Origin of the sequence: Exiguobacterium sp. s28 (assembly GCF_018618135.1) — a bacterium.
Lineage (GTDB): Bacteria > Bacillota > Bacilli > Exiguobacteriales > Exiguobacteriaceae > Exiguobacterium > Exiguobacterium mexicanum_A.
This window is the reverse complement of sequence record NZ_JACSLL010000013.1, coordinates 52,684-71,455: the sequence shown is the minus strand read 5'-3', so window position 1 is coordinate 71,455 and position 18,772 is coordinate 52,684. Positions and strand designations below refer to the sequence as shown.

Here is an 18,772-nt window from a genome sequence, read left to right as displayed (position 1 = left end):
ACGGAAAAGACATCCCCCTCATGACGAGAAGGATGTCCGTCCTAGCTTATTTCTCTTGGTCCATTTTCATGGCGCGTCTTGCGACGACAGCAACAAAAATGACAGCGACAATCGGAATGATTAATGGCATCCAATCTAACATCCGCCTGTCCCCCTTCTACAAGTGTCGCAAGCAGTATATCATACCTTCATTTCAATCGTTTCAGTGAATGCTCGCCTTCGCATATCGTTCGGCCATCGCCTCGATCGTCTCGCGCAAATGGTCGCGGAGCGTGATCGGTTCGAGCACCTCGACTTGCGTACCGAGCGACAAGAGCCAGAAGACGAACCCGTCGGATACGGCCGCATCGAAGCGGATGAGGAAGCGTTCTCCGTCTTGCGTAATCGAGACGTCTTCTCCGAGCTTGTCGAAGATGACCGGGAGGACGCGCTCGTCGACGGCAAGGACGATTTCCTCGTCGAGCCCGTTGTACATATTGAACGACTTTTGGAAGTAGTCATCCGGCAAATGATGTTTCATGCGCGGCGTATCATCCTCGACAATCTCTGAGTTGACGATGCGGTCGACGCGATAGTTTCGGATTTCCCCGATCGACTCATCGATGCCAATCAAATAATATTGCTCATGGTTCCAGTGCAAGTCAATCGGATTGACGACGTAACGCTCGCCGTCGCGGCGAAGCGGGAACGTTCGCTTCGTGGCGTCAAAGCCGACGACGTCCGTATATTGGAACGAAATTGCCTTTTGTTCTTGGATCGCGCGCTGGATGCGATCGATATGGTACGGAATCTGTCCGTGTTTCTTCTTCGGTGTCTTAATGATCGACTGGAGCGTTTCCGCTTCCGGAATACTCGTCAGTTTTTGAAGTTTCTCGACGATCCGCTCTGTCACGTCCTCCGAGATGAACTTCGCCGCGACGATAGCGTCGACCATCATCCGGAGCTCATGGATTTCAAACAAACGGGCCGAATGCCAATATTTTTTGGCGAGGCCGTTCTTCTCGAGCTCATCCTGCACCTCGAACCCCGAATCGGTCAATGCTTGGATGTCGTCTTTCACTGATTTTTTTGCTAACTTAGAAGTATCTCCGATCGTAGATAAATATTCGAGCAAGTCTTCTAACGTCTTTGGATGATTATCATCTGTGTGGCGTTCGAAAAACCGTCTCACCTCGAGTAACCGTTCTCGGTTGTTCACGGTTTAATCCCCTTTCACTTCTCTATGTAAAATATGTATAAACAGACAGTAGCATGTTATTTCCATGAAATAAAGGTATTTTCCATTACAAATCGTTTAAGGAGGCCCTTCCGCAGTGAAACATTACGCGCACGTCAACGGCACGAAAATCGAATATATGGACCGCGGTCACGGTCCGGTCATCGTTCTGATTCATGGGACCCAATCATCGAGCCTCGAACCGTACCATGTGGACCGGCTCGTCGTGTCCGGTTTTCGGGTCATAGTCCCATCCCGTCCCGGCTACGGTGAGACTCCGTACTCATTTTCGGCTTCGCCGCAAGCGTTCGCCGCGAACTTACGTCGCCTGATGGAAGTCATGTCAATCGATCGGTATCACGTGTACGGCATTTCGGCCGGTGGGCCGACGGCAATCGAGCTCGCATCGCAGAACGACCACGCGCTCAGCCTTACGCTCGCTGCCGCTGTGACGAGCGTCGTCGACTTCCCCTATCGGCAATACATCAGCCGTAACGTCGCCCAGCCTGCGTTCATCGCGCTGCAATTTGCGATGAAACAGTTCGTCGCCCGCGCCATTCAAAAACAACCGTTCGAGGCGACGGCCCGCATGATTCAATCGACGAGCCTGCTCGCACTAGATGTCATTCGTGACGAAGTGACCCCGTACGATATCTTCTTATTGAAACGGGTCGCGAACCAAATGGCGTTCGGTCTCGGTGCCCAGTTCGACCTGCGGCAACAAGTGACCGATGAAACGCTGCTCGGGGTGACGTGCCCGACGTATATCGTCCACTCCAAAAATGACAAGGCCGTGCCGGTCCGCCATGCGCATCATGCGAAGCGGCTCATCCCCCACGCCCAACTCACCATCTTGAACAGCCCTGGTCATCTGATTTGGATTGGGCGTCAAGCGCGGAAGAGCGAGCAACAGATTGAGCGCTTTATCCGCCTCAACTCGTAAGACGCCATTCCAGGCGTCTTTTTTTAGTCGCCTGACTCGAGCAGATTGATCAATTCCTCCGTCACGTCCGCCGGGAGGCGGTAACCGATGTTTGTGTCGTCCGCGTCGTACAGGCTGCTGACGGATTTGGGATCATCGTTCAGCCAGAGGTAATAGCGGTCCGTCTCCCCGTCCTCGAAGCGGATCTCAATATCGTATTCCGGCCCGACCGAATTGGCGACACCGGGAAGTTCGTCTGCCTCACGCAGCATGTCTTCGAACACTCGAATCGCTTCCGACTCGTCGAAAGTGATGACATCGCGCTCTTGGAAACTGCTAAATCCGTCCGATTCCGAGACGCGGACTTCTTCAATCCCATCCGTCCGAAAATCGTTCGAGCCGCAACCCGATAACATAAAAACCATGACGGTAATTGCCCCGATTTGCCTCATTGCTTGCTTCATCAGCCATCACCTCGCTTTGAAAGTTTACCCTTGCTCGAGCAGTCTGATCAACTCATCTGTCACGTCTGCCGGGACGAGATACACCGTATGCGTATCATTCACATCCATGATGCTCGTCGGCATGCCTAAGTCTCCGAGCCAGACGTAATAGCGGTCCACTGTCTCATCTTGATACTGGACTTCCACATCATATTCAGGCGTTGCCATATTTACGACGCCCGGTTGCTGCTCCGCATTCCGAATCATGTCCGCAAACACTTTGACGTCCTCGAGCTCGTCATATGTGATGACATCGCGCTCTTGGAAACTGCTGAATCCATCCGATTCCGAGACGCGGACTTCTTCAATCCCATCCGTCCGAAAATCGTTCGAGCCACAGCCGGTCAAAGCAATTGTCAAAACTGTTAGAGCGACTAAAGTACCCATCCTTTCTCGCCTCATAAGTTACCTCTGCCTCTTGTAATGAATAACTAAGCACTTATGTGAATCATTTGTATTCCCAATCAAAGTAGTCTTCATCCCAATCGATGTCATCCTCTTCAACGAGTTCTCGTCTCAACAGTACTCCATTACCAAACATGATTCTCGCCTCTTCGATACGCGATTCCAGATTGGACACATCTATCTGGTCCGTCAATTGATAGAAACATCCGCTTTCGATTCGTTCTCGATTAAACCACTCGAATGCGTCAATATCATTCACATCCCCAAAGGCCAGTAAATCATCGCTCCAATAATTGAACCACGAAACTTCTTCGGGCTTGAGAAACCAAAAATATTCCCGATCATAATCATAAAGCGAAGATTTGGAACCAGGGTCCATACACATGGCGGCTCGATATGGTTTAAGTTCGATACACATCGCTTTAAATAGAGTAAGCCATCGATTCGGCCGGTCGTTGTAATGAGCTTTCGACAGACTGAGCGAGATATACACACTAGCTGTTCCGTCATAACAAGGATTGATGACTAGAAAACTTTTTCGTTTATGCAGGCGCGCAAAAAAATCAGACATACCATCCTGTTCGATACCCCACATATTCATGAATCGTTCTCGCGAAAAAGGTATGTTGATGGGCTCAAAATAGCCGAGACAGCCAATTTCAACATCGTACTTGTCACACAATTGAAGGAGCTTTTCGCCATATGTTTTGTCAGAAAGGTCTTTATCGAAGCGAAATTTCAAATCAATGTAATCCATTTTTCATAACCCTCACGTTCCTTACCTTATTCGTCCACCGCGAGCACTTGAATCAACCGATTCGTCATGTCTCCCGACACGCGGTAGATGAGGTGTCGATGGGTCACATCCATCAAATAGCTCGGTTGCTGCTTCTGACCGAGCCAAAGCTGATACTGTGCCATCACGCCGCCCTTCCAATGAAGCTCTAAATCAAAGTCAGGTTCCCCGTGAATGGAATCTTCGAGCGCATCATCTGCATTGCGCAACATGTCCGCAAACGGTCTCACTTTCTCGATTCCATTGAACATGATGAAATCCGTCTCATTGAACGAACCAATCCCTGACGACTGAGCGACTCGCGCTTGAATCATTTCTTCTCTATCCAATTCACTTTCCTCCGGCTCTATGAAAGCCTTGAACATCGCCGAAGCCACTGTCAACATGGCTCGATTTCGTTTCATTCCCTCCACCCCATTCACGTTGATAGTCATCTTTTACGAAAATCCGGACGAAAGGTTTCACAATTTTTGACATCGAATCACTCATGCCTGTTTTCGCATTCGCTCCAAGAAAATCGGCAACAGGTTCAAGATGATCGAGATGCTAGTTAGTACCCATAATGCCCGTCCCATACCTGGTATGACATCCGCCAACGCACTCCAATCCTCCGCTTCGACCCAGACAGATAAATAGCTGTAATCCGCGCATACTGTCAATGCGGTCAAGGACAACGCAAGCGCCATCGGCAGCTTGTAATCTTTCCCGACGCTGAACGTATATAAATTGACCAGTGTCGCCCCAATCGCCAGTAATCCTAAAACCATCCACACGTAAACCATCCCCCTCTATCATATGTAATTTATTCCCTATTATCAGAATAGCATACAGTGCCCCATTTAATGGGAAACAAAAAAGCCGAGCCAAAGCTCAGCTTTTCCTTATTGATACGTCCAACCAGTCAGGCTCGCAGTCGCGCCTTCGTAGCGCAACTGTTTCTCAAGCTCACTTGGGAAGACGCGGAGTGTGGCGACCGCTTCCCCGTCATTGACGAAGCATTCGACACTCGACGAGTCCACGAACAAATGAAGCGACGTCACGGCAATCGCTTTCGTCCGTGTCGTGCCATACTCGGTCGCGAACGGCTCGCCGGCATGCGACCGGTCAATCGTTAATTCGCCTGCCGCTGCGTCGTATCGGATGAGAAGTGACTCGTCGCCGACTTGAAGCAAGTCGAGGCTGAAGTCTGTCCCGTCCGTTTTCAGCTCCAGCTCGTAACGGTCCGGTGTCGCGACGCTGACCGACGTGCCAGTCGCGTCGAGAAATGTGTCTCGGCGAAGCGTTGTCATCTCCGCCACCGGACGCTGCTTGAGCGACCCGTCCTCGATTGTGAGCACACGTGGTAACGTCAAGGCGTGGGCCCAGCCGAACCGGTCCGTCGGATACTCGATTTCCGGGAGTCCCATCCAACCGACGAGAACGCGACGTCCGTCCTGTTCTGTCGTCTGCGGAGCGTAAAAATCGAAACCGAAATCGAGCTCCTCGAACGCGCCGTGTATGAACGTCAACGTTTTAAGGTCGAGCTTGCCGATCAAGAATCCGGACTGATAGATGTTGTGATAGCGATGCCCATCCGGTTCAATCCCTTGCGGCGAGAAGACGAGGACATGCTGCCCGTTCAGTTCGAACACGTCGGGACATTCCCACATGTAGCCGAACGAATCGAGTCCCGTCTCAATCTCACCGAGGAACGTCCATTCATCCAAGTCGACCGAGCGATACAAGACGACGCAACCCGTCTCGTCCGTGCGTTGTGCGCCGACGACGGCGTAATAGGCGCCGTCCTCGAACCACACTTTCGGGTCACGGAAATGTTCCGTGTACCCGGCCGGCACGTCCGGAATCGCGACGTTGCGACGTTCGATCTTGCCATCCCGCAACACGCCGATCACTTGCGAGGCGTGACGCGTCCAGTCATCCGTCCGGTGATTGCCCGTGTACATGACGTGGAGTTCCCCGTCTTTCACGAACCCGCTGCCTGAATAAGCACCGTGTGAATCTTCGGTCGTCTCCGGGACTAACGCTACCCCGCGATCCGTCCACGTGACGAGGTCGGGTGATGTGACATGATACCAATGCTTGAGACCGTGTACCGGTCCAAGCGGGAACCACTGATAAAACATGTGATATTCCCCGTTGTAATACGTGAATCCGTTCGGGTCGTTCAGGAGTCCCGTCGGCGGTTGGATATGGTATCCGAACCGCCACGGGGAAGCCGCCGTCTTTGTGCGGAGCGTCTCCATCTCGAGGGCACTCACGTCACGTAACGAGCGATAACGCTCTGCCTTCGTCCAACTCATAACATCACTTCCTTTTTCTTAAGCTGCTTCTTTTACTGCTTCTTTTTTCGCTTGGCGTTTTGCGAGCACGAACGTCAATCCGAAGGCGACCGCGAAGGCAATGGCCATCCCGATGATATACGAGACGATTGACGCTGGTGCAATCGAGATAATCCCTGGAAGACCTGCCGCACCGAGGGCGACGGCGAGGACTTCACGTCCGACGATGAACGCCGAGGCAATTCCTGAGCCGATGATGGCCGCGATGAACGGATAGCGTAGTTTCAAGTTGACCCCGAACATGGCCGGCTCCGTGATTCCGAGGAGTGCCGAGATACCAGATGCCGAAGCGACACCTTTCATCTTTTGATCACGTGTCAAGAAGAAGACGGCGAGTGTGGCCGCACCTTGCGCGACGTTCGACATCGCTGCGATCGGGAAGATGAACGACCCGCCTGTGCGGGCGATATCCGCGAGAAGTTGTGTCTCGATGGCGATAAAGCTGTGGTGCATCCCTGTGATGACGATTGGTGCGTACAAGAGACCCATGACGAGACCGCCGAAGAAGCCGAGTGAGTCGTACGTCCAAACGAGACCGTCGATAATCAAGTTACCCGCTTCACGCGTGATCGGTCCGACGAAAGCGAACGTGACGAACGCCGTGATGAGGAGCGAGAGGAGCGGTGTGAGCAAGATATCGAGTGAAGCTGGCATGAATTTACGGATATTGATTTCAAGTTTCGACAAGATATAAGCGGATACGAGGACCGGTAACACTTGTCCTTGGTAACCGAGCTTCTCAATCTCAAAGCCGAGAATATTCCAAACCGGGATATCGCCAACCGTTGCTTGCGCGTAGGCGTTGACGAGATCCGGGTGAACCATGATCATCCCGAGCGCGGCGCCAAGGTACGGGTTACCCCCAAACCGCTTGGCGGCGGAGAAACCTATCAGGACAGGTAAGAAGACGAAGGCGGCGTTGGCGAACGTGTTGATCATCGCGGCGAGGTCGGCGATGCCAGGGTACTGGTCAATCAATGAGCTGCCTTCGAAGAACAAATCAGGTGCCGTGAGCAAGTTGTTGATCCCCATCAAGAGACCACCGGCGACGATGGCCGGGATGATTGGGACGAAGATATCCGACAACATCTTGACGAACTGTTGGAGCGGGTTACCTTTTTTCGCGCCGGCCGACTTAACGTCGCTTGTCGACATGTCGCCGAGCCCTGTCAATTGGGCGAACTCGGCGTATACTTTGTTGACCGTGCCTTGTCCGATGATGATTTGGTACTGGCCACCGGTCGAGAACGTTCCTTTGACGACATCGAGGGCGTCGAGTTTCTTCTCATCGACTTTCGATTCGTCGTTCAAGACGAGGCGGAGCCGGGTCGCACAGTGGGCCGCGGCGGCGACATTGTCTTTTCCGCCGATCGCCTCTAAAATCGCTTCTGCTTCTTGTCTGTAGTTCATGCTGGTTTCCCTCCTAGCGTTTCAAGCACGCGTTGTTGTGTTGGTATGGCCGGAATCGCGCCGTATGCCGTGCACGTCAAAGCGCCGGTCACATTCGCGTATTCGATATCCTTCAGTAAGCGCTCGTCATCGATTCCTAGAGTCGCTAAGCGATACAAGTAGGCGCCGACAAAGGCGTCACCCGCTCCCGTCGAATCGACGCTTTCAATTTTCACTGAAGCGATGACGTCTTTGACGTCTTTCGTCGCAATCAGTGTCCCGCGCGAGCCGAGCGTGATGGCGATCCGTTTCGCACCCGTTTCGAGAAGCGACGCGATCGCATGATCTAAATCGTCAAGCCCAGTCAACAAGTGCGCTTCTTCCTCGCTCAACTTGACGAAGTCCGCTTCGGCGATGAAATGGAGCGAATCTTGTTTGAACGCCTCGAGGTCGGTCACGAGCGCGTCGCGGTAGTTCGGGTCGAACGAGACGAACAGGCCGTCACGCTTGGCGAACTGGAGCAGTTTAAAGTAGGCGTTCTTTAACTCGCCGTCGAGGAGTGCCGTCGCCGATCCGAAATGGACGATGTCTCCAGGCTTGAAGGCCGACAAGTTGATTGACTCGAACGCATAGTCGCCATCGCTGCCGCGTCGGAACGTGAAATCTCGTTCCCCGTCTTCTTGAATCGACACGAATGCGAACGTCGTGTCACCTTCCTCCACCAAGTTTTCGACGCCGACGCCGTTGTCGACGAGCGTCTGTTTTAAAAAGCGTCCGAACGGGTCTGCCCCGACTTGACCGAGGAAACTCGAATTTCCTCCGTGTTTACTGACGACCGCCGCGACGTTTGCCGGTGCGCCCCCCGCTTTCTTCACGAATGTCGTCCCGTTGACGAGGTCGCTCGATGCGTCCTCGCAAACCCAATCAATCAATAGTTCACCAATGCAATGTACGGTGTTCATCCGTCCACCTCCATGTCTGAATGTCGTGCTTCATGTCATTTATCGAACCGGTTCCAAAAACAAATAAAAAATGTTGCGGAACCGGTTCCGCAACACAAATGTAATCGATTTAATTTAAAATGTCAACGCTTTCTCGCAGTTTTAATTCAAAAGTTGTGAACGTTTTCATCGGGATGGTTTCGCCTGTTAACAATTGGAGAATCATGTCAGCCGCACGAGACCCTGTCCGACGGTATGGAAGATGCACCGTCGTGATCGCTGGATGGAGTACTTCGGTGAAATCATAGCCGCCGAATCCGCTCACCGAGATATCCACCGGCACCGATTTTCCGCCATTGGCGAGCCCTTTCAAGACACCGAGGGCGATGTTGTCGGTCGCACAGACGATGAGCGTCGCGTCATCGGTCGCCTCGGCGATCCGTTCCCCAATCGGGATCGCGTCGTCAATTTTGAACGTCGTCGTATACGTCGTTACGTTCGCGCCTGCTTCTTTGAACGCATGCAGAAAACCATCGCGCCGTGCCTGTCCGACGGCGATGTCGTACGGACCGACCCCGACATACAGGACATCACGGTGCCCCCAGTCCATGAACTGCCGTCCGAGAGCGTACGCCGCGTCGAAATCGGGATAAACGAGGCTATGGACGTGTTCATGCTCTTGACCGATCAACAAAACCGGGATTTGGATGTCTTGGATCGCCTGCAAGTGCCGCGGCGTCACGGTCGTCCCGAGCCAGATGATGCCGGCCACTTTCTGCTTTGCCAAATTATACAACTGCTCGATCTCGCGTTCGGTCTGTTGGGCCGTGTTAACGACAAGCATTTGATAACCGCGCTCGGTCAACCGCTCGTCGATGCCCATCATCGTACGCGAAGCCGCATAGGAATCAAGACGAGGGACGATGACACCAATCATTTTCGTCTGTTTCGACTTTAAGCTTTGCGCAAACTGGTTCGGTTCATAGTTCGTCTCTTGAATGACCCGCTCGATTTTCTCGCGTGTCGCTTGTCCGACCGAACCCCCGTTCAAATAACGAGAGACGGTACTTTTGGCGACCCCGGCAAGTTTGGCGATGTCGTTGATTGTCACTTGTTTCATCGGTAAAACCTCCATACGAAAAAACTGACGCGTCAGACGCCGTCAGTTCAGTGGTTGATTACATATCGCTTTTTAAAGTTTAAATAGTAAAGGCCGTTCCGTTTTTCGAAGCCGTTCTTCTCAAGGACACGGCGTACCGCTTCCTGATGTGGACTCGTCGGCGGGATGCCGGCGCGGACGGTATGTCCTTCTCTTAAGTCGGATTGTTCGAGCGCGAGGCGCAAGCCTTCTGTCGCATAGGCATTGCCCTTGAAGGCGTCGAACACCATCAAATCGAGCTGATAGACGCGAGCGAGTTTCAAGAGTAACACTTTTCCGACGATTTGCCCGTCAACGAGGAGATCATAATAGAAGTCCTCCCCATAACTATGCTCATCGGCCGAGTATACCTGCTCTGCCCCCATCTCGACAAAGATGCCTTTTAACTCTTCGGCTGAGATGCCGTAAGAACTTTGACCATATTTTTTAAAATGCTCATATTCGATCTCATCAATCTGACGAATAGGTTGACGCACGATTTCCATCCCGTGCCCTCCTTAACAGTTATCTCATAGTCTTTCCAAACTCATTATATACGAACGGCGGCGTGAAGCGCAAAAGATAACCGAAATCAGACCGGTTCAATGTGAATATGGACCGAATCGACAGCATGATGTTCGTCGAGCTCCCGTTCGATGTCATCACACAAATCGTGCGCCTCCTCGACGGTGAGACTTCCTTCAACGGCAATCGTCACATCGAGCATGACATGGTTACCGAGGTGACGTCCTTTGATTTCACGCACTTCCTTGACGGCATCGAAATGCTGAATCGTCTCTTCGTAGGAATCGACGAGATCCGGCGGGAATCCGTCAGAGAGCTGATGTGTCGCATCGAGAAAGATTTGAATCGCGGTCCGGATGATCATTCCCGCAATCAAGACGGCGAGAACCGTATCCATCCAAGGCAATTTAAAGTAAGCGAAGAGAACGCCGAGCGTAGCCCCGATCGAGATCATGGCATCGGCCAAATTATCTTTCGCGGCCGCTTTCAAGGCGAGCGACCGGGTTTTCTTGGCCAAGTTCGAATTGTACGCATACACGCCGAACATGACAAGTGCACTTAAGAACGCGACGACAGCAGCAAGCGGGTTCGGTTCGACGTATTCACCACCGATTAGAGTGGCGATGCTGTTCAATAGAACGAACACCCCGACGGCGACCATGATCAGCGATGCGACGAGCGCGGCGAGTGTCTCCATTTTGGCGTGACCGTATTTATGTTCGGCGTCTCGGGGCAGTGCGGCGATGCGAATGCCGATATAGACGGCGATTGATGCGATGATGTCGGTCGTATTATTGAATCCGTCGGCGAGGACGGCCTCCGAATTGTACACCAAACCGAAGACGACTTTTAATACAGATAAGACCAAATACGTCGTGATCGATAAAATGGCGCCTTTAAGCGCTTTTGGTGGATGAGTTGTCGACTGCATCCGACCACCTCCTTTTTAGCTAAGTCAGTATACCAGTTGAGATTCATGTGGGCATAGAGAAACAGTGTTTCCCACAGCCAATAAAAATGGAATATATTCCCGGTAGTTTCGTTGTTCGAAAATTATGGTAAAGTAAATGGGAAGAGACAACAGGGTTATCCCCATAAAAGAGGTGAAACAAATGTTTACGGAACGTGATGGAATCAAGCTTCGTTTGGAACAAATTGACAGATTGCTCGCTGATTTGAACCGAGAAGCAAAACAATTGATGGCTCGTCTACGCGAACTCGACGCAAGCGGTGAAAACCCGCATGAGGTCACCCTCAAGCCGGAAGATCGTGACACGCTCAAATCGTCAATCGACGAAACGCTCGAGGCGCTCCAGAGCCGCTCGAAACGCCCGATTAACCCGAACGACGAGAAGAAGAAAGAACTTGCCTCCCACAAGGCACTCATCGACGAGTTATCGGATTTACTCAGCAAGAAAAAATGAGACGCTTCTGCGTCTCATTTTTTCAGTAAGGAGATACTATGACTTATATCGTTACAACTTGTTTACGTCCGACTGAGGCAACCATCGAACGGGCCGAGGCTCATGCAGCGACGTACGGCGTCCGTTTTATCCCCCGGCGCAAACACTCGATTGAGACGTTGAAAGACCGCTCTCATGCCGGTGTGCTCGTATTTGACAAACGTCGGGTCGAATACACGCCGTTCGACGGGCAGGATGCATTCTTTTTCCATCCATCGAGCTCGGTGTTCCGTGTGAAGCAGCTTGCACGTGGCGGGAACGACCCGCTCGTCGATGCCGCCGCAATCAAACCGGGTGACCGGGTCCTCGACTGTACGCTCGGGCTCGGCTCCGACAGTATCGTCCTCAGTCATGCCGTCGGTCCGTCGGGTCGCGCCGTCGGGCTCGAGAGCGAATTTGTCACAGCGATGCTCGTCAAGGAAGGGCTGACCGTTTGGGAAGAAAAAGAGCCCGCCGTCAATGAGGCGATGCGTCGGCTCGAGGTCGTTTGGACGGATGCCCTCACCTATTTGAAGACATGCCCGGACGATTCATTCGATGTCGTCTACTTCGACCCAATGTTCGAAAAGACGATTTCAGAATCGGTTCACTTGAACCCATTACGATCCCTCGCCAACACGAATCCGCTGTCTCTTGAACTCATGATGGAGGCCCGTCGTGTTGCATCCAGACGAATTGTCCTAAAGGCTCACTTTGAGAGTGAGACGTTTGAAACGTTTGGTTTTACAAGGATTGTTCGCAAAACATCCAAATTTCATTACGGCATCATTGACGTGGAGACTCAAATCCCTTAGGTCTTAAGGACCAACAGGGACGAAAGTCTCTTTTTTTGGTTCCTATTTTCTGAATATTGACATTAATCTGACACAAGTTTAATGTTGGATTCAAGCTCACACAATTTCCCATTATTTTCACAGGAGGTTAGTACAAATGAAAAAACGTTCCATCCGTCGTACGACGCTCGCCGTCGCACTGACATCGGTCATGAGCGTCAGTGCGATCCCGGCCGTCGGTGCCGCTCCACTCGCCGCCTCACCGCTACCAACCCCGAGCACGAATGCTCCATTCGATCACAACATCATCGATGAGGATCGGCTCGCCAAAGCGCTCGAGAAACGAGGCGTCATCAAAAAAGGGCTTTCGGCCACCGAGCGCCAAAAGGCCGTCGATGCCTATATCGAGAAGAAGCAAGGCAATGCGAAAGACGTCCATAAGCACGGCTTGAACGATAAAGCCGCTGAAGCGAAAGAGAAGATACATAACCAATTCGAGAAAGAATCGAAACGTCTCCTCGACAAAGCGAAAAAAGGACAAGCGAACTATCGAAAAGGCAAGCCGAACGGCCAAGTGAAAGTCGACCCGGCCAAGCAAGCTGGCTATAACGGCGCCGTCCGTGAAGACAAAGTCCTCGTCCTTCTCGTCGAGTACAGCGACTTCAAACATAACAACGTCGTTCAAGAAGAAGGTTATCTCTATAGCGACAACTTTAGTAAAGAACACTACGAGCAATACATGTTCGGCGACGAATCGTTCGAACTGTTCAACGGTGAGAAAGTCCAAACGTTCAAGCAGTATTATGAAGAACAGTCGGGCGGCAGTTACACGGTCGACGGCACTGTCTCAGACTGGTTGACCGTCCCGGGCACAGCGAAAGATTACGGCGGTGACAATCCGGCCGGCGGGAATGACAACATCGGGCCAGGTCCGCGTCAACTCGTTAAAGACACGTTGAACGCTGCGGTCGCTTCAGGCATGGACCTCGCCGAATACGATCAGTACGATTTATATGACCTCGACGGTGACGGCGACTTCAACGAGCCGGACGGCTTGGTCGACCACTTGATGATCATCCATGCTGGTACCGGCCAAGAAGCTGGTGGCGGTGTCCTCGGTGACGATGCAGTCTGGTCACACCGTTGGGTCGTCGGCAACAGCCCTTACCGCGTAGCAGGTACGGAAGCAGCTGTCCCATACTGGGGCGGTCAAATGGCGGCATTCGATTACACAATCCAACCTGAAGACGGCGCAGTCGGCGTCTTCGCTCACGAATACGGTCACGACCTCGGTCTTCCAGATGAGTACGATACACAGTACACAGGTCAAGGCGAACCGGTCCAATCATGGTCAATCATGAGCGGCGGCAGCTGGGCTGGTAAAGTGGCGGGTACAGAGCCAACGAGCTTCTCGCCACAAAACAAAGAGTACTTCCAAAAATTGATGGGCGGCAACTGGGCGAACATCACGGAAGTCGACCTTGAAGACATCACGCAACAAGGTTTTGTTTCGAAACTCGATCAATCGGTGACGAAATCAACCAACCCTGGATTGTTGAAAGTGAACCTTCCAGACAAGAAAGTAAAAGGCATCGAACCAGAATACGGCGAGTATTACTACTACTCGACAAAAGGCGATAACTTGCATACTGAACTCTCGACACCGACGGTCAAACTTGGAGCGGACGGCACACTCGCTTTCGACACACGTTTCGATATCGAGTTTGACTACGACTACTTGTACGTGAAAGCACTCAGCGGCGGCAAAGAAGTCGTCCTTGACGTCTACGGCGATGACAACACTGGAAACGGTGCGGAATCGACGAACGGCGCTTGGGTGAACAAATCGTACGACTTGTCACAATTCGCTGGTCAAGACGTACAAATCGTCTTCGAATACGTGACGGACGGTGGTCTTGCCCTTGAAGGGTTCGCCCTCGACAACTTGTCGATCACGTCAAGCGGACAATCGCTCCTCGCTGACGATGCGGAAGGCGCAGAGAAAGTCACGCTCGACGGCTTCGTCAAGTCGGACGGCTATGACACGAAACCGCACTACTACTACCTCGAATGGCGCAACCATGAAGGCGCTGACACTGGTCTCTTGAACGGCCGTGGCGTCAAGTACAACACAGGTCTCGTCGTCTGGTATGCGGATGATTCGTTCTCAGACAACTGGGTCGGCATCCATCCGGGTGAAGGTTTCCTCGGTGTCGTCGACTCGCATCCTGAGGCACTGATCGGCAACTTGAACGGTCAAGACACAGTCGCTGGCAGCACGCGTTACCAGATCGCAGACGCGGCGTTCAGCTTAGACAAGACGCTCCCTTGGTACATCGATTCACCGAGCCGTGGCATCTATGACTACAAAGCTCAACCAGGCGTGAAACAGTTCAACGACGCCAACACGTACATCAACTCGCTCATCCCAGATGCGGGCCGTAAACTTCCACAATACGGTCTCGTCGTCGACGTCGTCGGCGAAGCGAAAGACAACTCGGCTGGAGCAGTTTGGGTCCGGACGAAGTAAGCTTGATTCAACGCACCCCCGCCCTTCTCACCATGAGGAGAACGGGGGTCTTATTATTCTAAAAAAGCTTGAAATTTCATGACAGACTGTGTAACATACTAGATGTAACCGCCTCTGTAGGTTAGTGGCAGACCTCAGCAATGGTAATGCTGCAGCACGAGTTCGATTCTCGTCGGAGGCATCAAATGGATTCCGTGACACGGACCAAAAAAAGCACTTTCTCAAACTATTGAGAAAGTGCTTTTTTATTGTCGATCGTCCATCCTTATATTCCAATAAATGGTATAATGGATAAATACTTATATAAAGGAGACTCGATATGAAACGTTTCATCATTCTACTTGCTGCCGTCGCCTTATTGGCCGCCTGTACCGAACAGACGACAGATCTTACGTCTGACTCACCCCCGAAAACGAAAAATGTCGTAATCGATGTATCCGAGACACAACCTTTCTCCGAGCCCGTCCCGACCGAAGAAGAAGTCACAATCTTTTTAGGGTATCTTGAGTCACTGAGCAGTGATACGCTCGGCGCGTTGCGCGAATCAGAGCAGGCGATTTTCCCCTGTGGGATGTCTTGTGAAGACCGTCCGCTCGACGAAATCTCTACGCAAATCGACAGTAACCGGGAAGAGCTCGAATCCGTCCGTGCCGACATTGATGAGATTCTCCCGGCGCTCGATCACCTTGTCGCATCTGACGCGTCAGGCATCGACCGGGAGGCGTTGACCTCCGTATTGAACGAACTCACTTACATTAGTGAGACGTTGACACGATTTATAGAAGGTGACGATTGGGAATCTTGGGAACATGCCCGTACCAAATTGAATCATCTGTCATCGATGATGAAAGGCATCGCCATTAATCTAAGTGGTGTATGACAGCATATCAACTAGATATATCGCTCTCATCCAACCCCGGATGAGAGCTTTTTCCGTCTAGTCATGGAAACTGTCTTGACACGGTTTCCGTTCCTCTATAAACTTGTAAAGTTGACAGAATGAATGATTTGGAAGGAGTACGATCCCCATGCTCAATGAATGGTTATGGATTCCTTCTGCCTTGCTCACGCTCGGTCTGCTCGTCCTCAGTTATAAGCTGTTCGGACGTGTCGGGCTGTTCGCCTGGATCGCGATGGCCTCGGTCGTCGCAAACATCCAAGTGACGCAGCAGATTGTAATCGGTGGTTTCATCTTCACTCTCGGGAATATCGTCTACGGTTCCCTTTATTTAGCGACTGACATCTTGAATGAAAAATATGGTCGTCACACCGCCCGTAAAGGCGTCTGGCTCGGCTTCTTCATCTTGATCGTCTCGACGGTGCTCATGCAATTCGCATTGCTCTATGAGCCGTTCGAAGAGGCGCTGTTCATGCATGAGAGTTTCGAGGCGCTGTTCTCGATGCTTCCGCTCATCACGCTCGGTAGTCTCGCGGCGTACCTCGTCTCACAGCTGTTCGACGTCTTCATCTATTCGAAGATTCGTGCCAAGACCGGTGAGAAGAAACTGTGGCTCCGGACGACCGGTTCGACCGTCGTCTCACAGTTCATCGACACGCTCACGTTCTGTACGATTGCCTTCTGGGGCATGGAATGGGACATCTGGTGGAATATCTTCATCACGACATACGTCGCCAAGTTCATCATCGCTTGGATGGCGACACCGTTCATGTATTACGCGAAACGGACCGTCCCACAGGAAGACGAGACAGAAAAAGCAGCCTAAACAAAACCGCGAGCCCATCGGCTCGCGGTTTTTACTTACCTTTGATATGAAGCCGCACCGCATAAGGGCGTGCATCTTCAAGCGACGATTTCTCCCGACAAACGGTGAGCGCCACGTACGCGTCGATGGCGAGCGCCTCGATGGCCTCGTCCGTCGCCTCGACCTCTAGTATGGTGTAGGGCGGCAGTTGCTCCAACTTGACCCACTGCCCGTGTAGATTTTTCGCGTAGATGATTGGTTCGTCGATCGAATAGCGTCGGAGTAAGTCCTTGACGTTCATACGATCCCTCCTCTATCCACTCTGTCTTCTCATTATAGAAAGCGATTGCATTTCTGTAAACCGCGCTTCCTAAATTTTGGTGCATTCAACGCTTCACGATTCGCCAAAAATAGCCGATAATCAAGGTAGAGAAATGAGGTGAACCGATGCGCTATCGACGACAAGAAACGTTTCGTTATATTTTACCGAACCCCCGCTTCATCCCATATCGCCTCATCTGGGAAGACAAAGAACTTCATGACGGGGAAGCACAACTGCTCAATATCAGCGCCCACGGTCTGAAGATGCGGTGCGACTACTTATTTCCACTTTCTGAAGGATTGAAAGTCCAAGTCAAACTCGACCTCGTCCCGTTGATTCAACCGCTCGACCTGACGGGTCACGTACGGCACCGTGGACAAATGGGGAGCCTGTATGATTACGGGATTCGACTCGATTCGAACTCTGACGAGACCCAGCAACTCGTGACGATGATTAAAGCGTATGCGCGCGAAAACCAATGAGAATGTGTCGATTGACACTTCTCATTTTTTGTTCGCTTGATTCCGGGGTATACTAAAAGAAACAGAGACAGACTCGAGGTGTAGGGCATGACTAGAAAGTTTTTACTCATTCCGTGGGCCGCTGCGATCGCCATCGCGCTCCTCGGTCCGAACGAACCGTTCTCGAGCCGGTTTTTGCTCGATTTCATCACGTATAATACGGACGCCTATGAAGGGTATTCGCTTTCCCTTTTCAGCATCCTAGGCGTTTATCCGCTCGCCTTGTTCCCGCTTCTTTGGTCCGAGGTGAACCAGTTGCGCCCGAACCCGCTCTTACCGGCAGCGACCGGTTTCGTCGTCGGCGGCTTCATCATCGCCCCGTACTTGGCGTTCGCACGGCAGTCGCCTTATCCGACGCCGATCAAACCGCTCCCGACACGATTGCTCGGGGTGTTGCTCTTGCTCGTCACGATCGGCTTGTTCATCGCCGCGTCGACGACAGGGAACGTGGCCGAGTATTGGTCATACGTCGAACAGAACCAGTTCGTCCGGACGATGACGGTCGATTTCTTCTTGCTCGCCTTCATCCAAATCACGTTGATGAACCGGGATGCCAAACGTTATAAGATGAGCTTGTGGCCGCTGCCTTACATTCCATTGTTCGGTTTGTTGTTCTGGCTGATCATTCGCCATAAACAACCGTTCAACGAGGCACCGCCAAGCCGACAAAAAATGAAATGAACCGAGCCCCTTTCGCATTCGCGTTAGGGGCATTTTTATCGAAACCGGGATGACGGTTCCCAAATCGGGCTAGCTCCTATATACTGAGAATTCAGCTTACAGACGAAAGAAGGTACACATATGAGATTTTTTAAAGTGATGACGCATACGAACGATAAAGCCGAAGAGATCATCTTGAGCGAATATTTTAAGATCAATGACAAACAGGCCGATCAATTTTTGAAAGACACGCTCGAGCTCGACATGTATGACCAGAAAGTGACACTCAAAGAATGTCAGGTAGCGAAAGACCGTTGGGAGTGCCCAGTCGGTGATTTCGTTGTCGTCGAATACTTCAATGAAAAAGAGTTCGACAAAATGAATGAGTTTCGGACCCCGGCACCGAAAAAATAATGCCATAAAAAGGCTTTCCGATTTTTGTCGGAAAGCCTTTTTTGTGGATACTTCCTCATTGAAGTCTCCTTATTTTGATTCTTTGTCGTCTTCTTCGGGTGCCGGGTCCGGATGTTGTGTCGGAGCCGGTTTTGTAGCCGGATTTGATTCCTCATCCGGTACCGGGTCCGGGTGAACCCCTGGTTGTGATTCATCACGTTTCATTGAGCATC

The 18,772-nt window shown here is 51.8% G+C and carries 23 protein-coding genes and 1 tRNA gene; 10 read left to right on the top strand and 14 right to left on the bottom strand.

The genetic code is table 11. From position 1 onward, the window contains the following. Positions 1-202: 202 nt before the first annotated feature. Positions 203-1,198: a helix-turn-helix transcriptional regulator gene (locus tag KNP78_RS12780; protein WP_034777546.1), complete on the bottom strand. Its 996-nt coding sequence runs from the start codon at positions 1,196-1,198 to the stop codon at positions 203-205. 115 nt (positions 1,199-1,313) lie between these two features. Here KNP78_RS12780 and KNP78_RS12775 point away from each other — a divergent pair, with 115 nt between their 5' ends. Then, the gene (locus KNP78_RS12775; protein WP_214824627.1) at positions 1,314-2,159 is read left to right on the top strand and encodes an alpha/beta fold hydrolase; all 846 of its coding nucleotides are present in this window, start codon (positions 1,314-1,316) and stop codon (positions 2,157-2,159) included. A 23-nt stretch (positions 2,160-2,182) separates the two neighbouring features. Here the strand turns inward: KNP78_RS12775 and KNP78_RS12770 are convergent, their stop codons facing one another. From KNP78_RS12770 to KNP78_RS12720, 11 genes are all read right to left on the bottom strand, one after another. After that, complete coding sequence (locus tag KNP78_RS12770; protein ID WP_214824624.1) at positions 2,183-2,602, bottom strand: YhfM domain-containing protein; 420 nt, start codon at positions 2,600-2,602, stop codon at positions 2,183-2,185. A gap of 24 nt (positions 2,603-2,626) precedes the next feature. Continuing rightward, entirely contained in the window at positions 2,627-3,028 is a 402-nt protein-coding gene (locus KNP78_RS12765; RefSeq protein ID WP_051627729.1) for a YhfM domain-containing protein, read from the bottom strand. A gap of 61 nt (positions 3,029-3,089) precedes the next feature. Continuing rightward, entirely contained in the window at positions 3,090-3,803 is a 714-nt protein-coding gene (locus tag KNP78_RS12760; protein WP_214824621.1) for a hypothetical protein, read from the bottom strand. Positions 3,804-3,829: 26 nt separating this feature from the next. Next, a complete protein-coding gene (locus tag KNP78_RS12755) occupies positions 3,830-4,246 on the bottom strand; it encodes a YhfM domain-containing protein (protein ID WP_034777539.1) in 417 nt (138 codons plus the stop codon). A gap of 81 nt (positions 4,247-4,327) precedes the next feature. Then, positions 4,328-4,615, bottom strand: a complete 288-nt coding sequence (locus tag KNP78_RS12750) for a hypothetical protein (RefSeq protein ID WP_058764516.1) — start codon at positions 4,613-4,615, stop codon at positions 4,328-4,330. 108 nt (positions 4,616-4,723) lie between these two features. Beyond that, a complete protein-coding gene (locus KNP78_RS12745) occupies positions 4,724-6,142 on the bottom strand; it encodes a sucrose-6-phosphate hydrolase (RefSeq protein WP_214824619.1) in 1,419 nt (472 codons plus the stop codon). Positions 6,143-6,160: 18 nt separating this feature from the next. After that, positions 6,161-7,591: a sucrose-specific PTS transporter subunit IIBC gene (locus tag KNP78_RS12740; protein WP_214824617.1), complete on the bottom strand. Its 1,431-nt coding sequence runs from the start codon at positions 7,589-7,591 to the stop codon at positions 6,161-6,163. Next, positions 7,588-8,532 (bottom strand): carbohydrate kinase family protein, encoded by a 945-nt coding sequence (locus tag KNP78_RS12735; protein WP_214824613.1) that lies wholly within the window; start codon positions 8,530-8,532, stop codon positions 7,588-7,590. Before KNP78_RS12735 ends, KNP78_RS12740 begins: the two co-directional genes overlap by 4 nt. Positions 8,533-8,641: 109 nt before the next feature. Beyond that, positions 8,642-9,631, bottom strand: coding sequence for a LacI family DNA-binding transcriptional regulator (locus tag KNP78_RS12730; RefSeq protein WP_214824604.1), 990 nt, complete (start codon positions 9,629-9,631; stop codon positions 8,642-8,644). Positions 9,632-9,678: 47 nt separating this feature from the next. Continuing rightward, positions 9,679-10,155, bottom strand: a complete 477-nt coding sequence (locus tag KNP78_RS12725) for a GNAT family N-acetyltransferase (RefSeq protein WP_214824600.1) — start codon at positions 10,153-10,155, stop codon at positions 9,679-9,681. An 86-nt stretch (positions 10,156-10,241) separates the two neighbouring features. Beyond that, positions 10,242-11,105, bottom strand: coding sequence for a cation diffusion facilitator family transporter (locus KNP78_RS12720; protein WP_214763998.1), 864 nt, complete (start codon positions 11,103-11,105; stop codon positions 10,242-10,244). Between the two features lie 181 nt (positions 11,106-11,286). Between KNP78_RS12720 and KNP78_RS12715 the strand changes: the two genes are divergently transcribed. From KNP78_RS12715 to KNP78_RS12690, 6 genes are all read left to right on the top strand, one after another. Beyond that, a complete protein-coding gene (locus tag KNP78_RS12715; protein ID WP_021067357.1) occupies positions 11,287-11,598 on the top strand; it encodes a hypothetical protein in 312 nt (103 codons plus the stop codon). A 38-nt stretch (positions 11,599-11,636) separates the two neighbouring features. Then, positions 11,637-12,431, top strand: coding sequence for a class I SAM-dependent methyltransferase (locus KNP78_RS12710; protein WP_214824596.1), 795 nt, complete (start codon positions 11,637-11,639; stop codon positions 12,429-12,431). 136 nt (positions 12,432-12,567) lie between these two features. Further along, positions 12,568-14,940, top strand: coding sequence for an immune inhibitor A domain-containing protein (locus KNP78_RS12705; protein WP_214824593.1), 2,373 nt, complete (start codon positions 12,568-12,570; stop codon positions 14,938-14,940). 110 nt (positions 14,941-15,050) lie between these two features. Next, positions 15,051-15,121 (top strand) — tRNA-Thr (locus tag KNP78_RS12700). Between the two features lie 138 nt (positions 15,122-15,259). Next, a complete protein-coding gene (locus KNP78_RS12695) occupies positions 15,260-15,820 on the top strand; it encodes a hypothetical protein (protein ID WP_214824589.1) in 561 nt (186 codons plus the stop codon). Between the two features lie 148 nt (positions 15,821-15,968). Continuing rightward, positions 15,969-16,664, top strand: coding sequence for a queuosine precursor transporter (locus KNP78_RS12690; protein ID WP_034777482.1), 696 nt, complete (start codon positions 15,969-15,971; stop codon positions 16,662-16,664). 31 nt (positions 16,665-16,695) lie between these two features. On the opposite strand, the gene KNP78_RS12685 is transcribed toward KNP78_RS12690, so the two are convergent. Continuing rightward, positions 16,696-16,944, bottom strand: a complete 249-nt coding sequence (locus tag KNP78_RS12685; RefSeq protein WP_034777481.1) for a hypothetical protein — start codon at positions 16,942-16,944, stop codon at positions 16,696-16,698. Positions 16,945-17,090: 146 nt separating this feature from the next. Here KNP78_RS12685 and KNP78_RS12680 point away from each other — a divergent pair, with 146 nt between their 5' ends. From KNP78_RS12680 to KNP78_RS12670, 3 genes are all read left to right on the top strand, one after another. Further along, positions 17,091-17,447 (top strand): PilZ domain-containing protein, encoded by a 357-nt coding sequence (locus KNP78_RS12680; RefSeq protein ID WP_034777480.1) that lies wholly within the window; start codon positions 17,091-17,093, stop codon positions 17,445-17,447. 87 nt (positions 17,448-17,534) lie between these two features. Further along, positions 17,535-18,167: a hypothetical protein gene (locus KNP78_RS12675; protein WP_138859467.1), complete on the top strand. Its 633-nt coding sequence runs from the start codon at positions 17,535-17,537 to the stop codon at positions 18,165-18,167. Positions 18,168-18,287: 120 nt separating this feature from the next. Then, a complete protein-coding gene (locus KNP78_RS12670) occupies positions 18,288-18,560 on the top strand; it encodes a hypothetical protein (protein ID WP_235420191.1) in 273 nt (90 codons plus the stop codon). Positions 18,561-18,629: 69 nt separating this feature from the next. Here KNP78_RS12670 and KNP78_RS15750 read toward each other — a convergent pair whose 3' ends face one another. Beyond that, a complete protein-coding gene (locus tag KNP78_RS15750; protein WP_034777478.1) occupies positions 18,630-18,764 on the bottom strand; it encodes a hypothetical protein in 135 nt (44 codons plus the stop codon). Positions 18,765-18,772 lie beyond the last annotated feature (8 nt).

Bases quoted from the DNA above. Each gene is read 5' to 3' on its own strand.
- KNP78_RS12770 (WP_214824624.1), bottom strand. From the start codon at position 2,602: ATGAAGCAAGCAATGAGGCAAATCGGGGCAATTACCGTCATGGTTTTT.
- KNP78_RS12765 (WP_051627729.1), bottom strand. From the start codon at position 3,028: ATGGGTACTTTAGTCGCTCTAACAGTTTTGACAATTGCTTTGACCGGC.
- KNP78_RS12760 (WP_214824621.1), bottom strand. From the start codon at position 3,803: ATGGATTACATTGATTTGAAATTTCGCTTCGATAAAGACCTTTCTGAC.
- KNP78_RS12755 (WP_034777539.1), bottom strand. From the start codon at position 4,246: ATGAAACGAAATCGAGCCATGTTGACAGTGGCTTCGGCGATGTTCAAG.
- KNP78_RS12745 (WP_214824619.1), bottom strand. From the start codon at position 6,142: ATGAGTTGGACGAAGGCAGAGCGTTATCGCTCGTTACGTGACGTGAGT.
- KNP78_RS12740 (WP_214824617.1), bottom strand. From the start codon at position 7,591: ATGAACTACAGACAAGAAGCAGAAGCGATTTTAGAGGCGATCGGCGGA.
- KNP78_RS12735 (WP_214824613.1), bottom strand. From the start codon at position 8,532: ATGAACACCGTACATTGCATTGGTGAACTATTGATTGATTGGGTTTGC.
- KNP78_RS12730 (WP_214824604.1), bottom strand. From the start codon at position 9,631: ATGAAACAAGTGACAATCAACGACATCGCCAAACTTGCCGGGGTCGCC.
- KNP78_RS12725 (WP_214824600.1), bottom strand. From the start codon at position 10,155: ATGGAAATCGTGCGTCAACCTATTCGTCAGATTGATGAGATCGAATAT.
- KNP78_RS12720 (WP_214763998.1), bottom strand. From the start codon at position 11,105: ATGCAGTCGACAACTCATCCACCAAAAGCGCTTAAAGGCGCCATTTTA.
- KNP78_RS12715 (WP_021067357.1), top strand. From the start codon at position 11,287: ATGTTTACGGAACGTGATGGAATCAAGCTTCGTTTGGAACAAATTGAC.
- KNP78_RS12710 (WP_214824596.1), top strand. From the start codon at position 11,637: ATGACTTATATCGTTACAACTTGTTTACGTCCGACTGAGGCAACCATC.
- KNP78_RS12705 (WP_214824593.1), top strand. From the start codon at position 12,568: ATGAAAAAACGTTCCATCCGTCGTACGACGCTCGCCGTCGCACTGACA.
- KNP78_RS12695 (WP_214824589.1), top strand. From the start codon at position 15,260: ATGAAACGTTTCATCATTCTACTTGCTGCCGTCGCCTTATTGGCCGCC.
- KNP78_RS12690 (WP_034777482.1), top strand. From the start codon at position 15,969: ATGCTCAATGAATGGTTATGGATTCCTTCTGCCTTGCTCACGCTCGGT.
- KNP78_RS12685 (WP_034777481.1), bottom strand. From the start codon at position 16,944: ATGAACGTCAAGGACTTACTCCGACGCTATTCGATCGACGAACCAATC.
- KNP78_RS12680 (WP_034777480.1), top strand. From the start codon at position 17,091: ATGCGCTATCGACGACAAGAAACGTTTCGTTATATTTTACCGAACCCC.
- KNP78_RS12675 (WP_138859467.1), top strand. From the start codon at position 17,535: ATGACTAGAAAGTTTTTACTCATTCCGTGGGCCGCTGCGATCGCCATC.
- KNP78_RS12670 (WP_235420191.1), top strand. From the start codon at position 18,288: ATGAGATTTTTTAAAGTGATGACGCATACGAACGATAAAGCCGAAGAG.
- KNP78_RS15750 (WP_034777478.1), bottom strand. From the start codon at position 18,764: ATGAAACGTGATGAATCACAACCAGGGGTTCACCCGGACCCGGTACCG.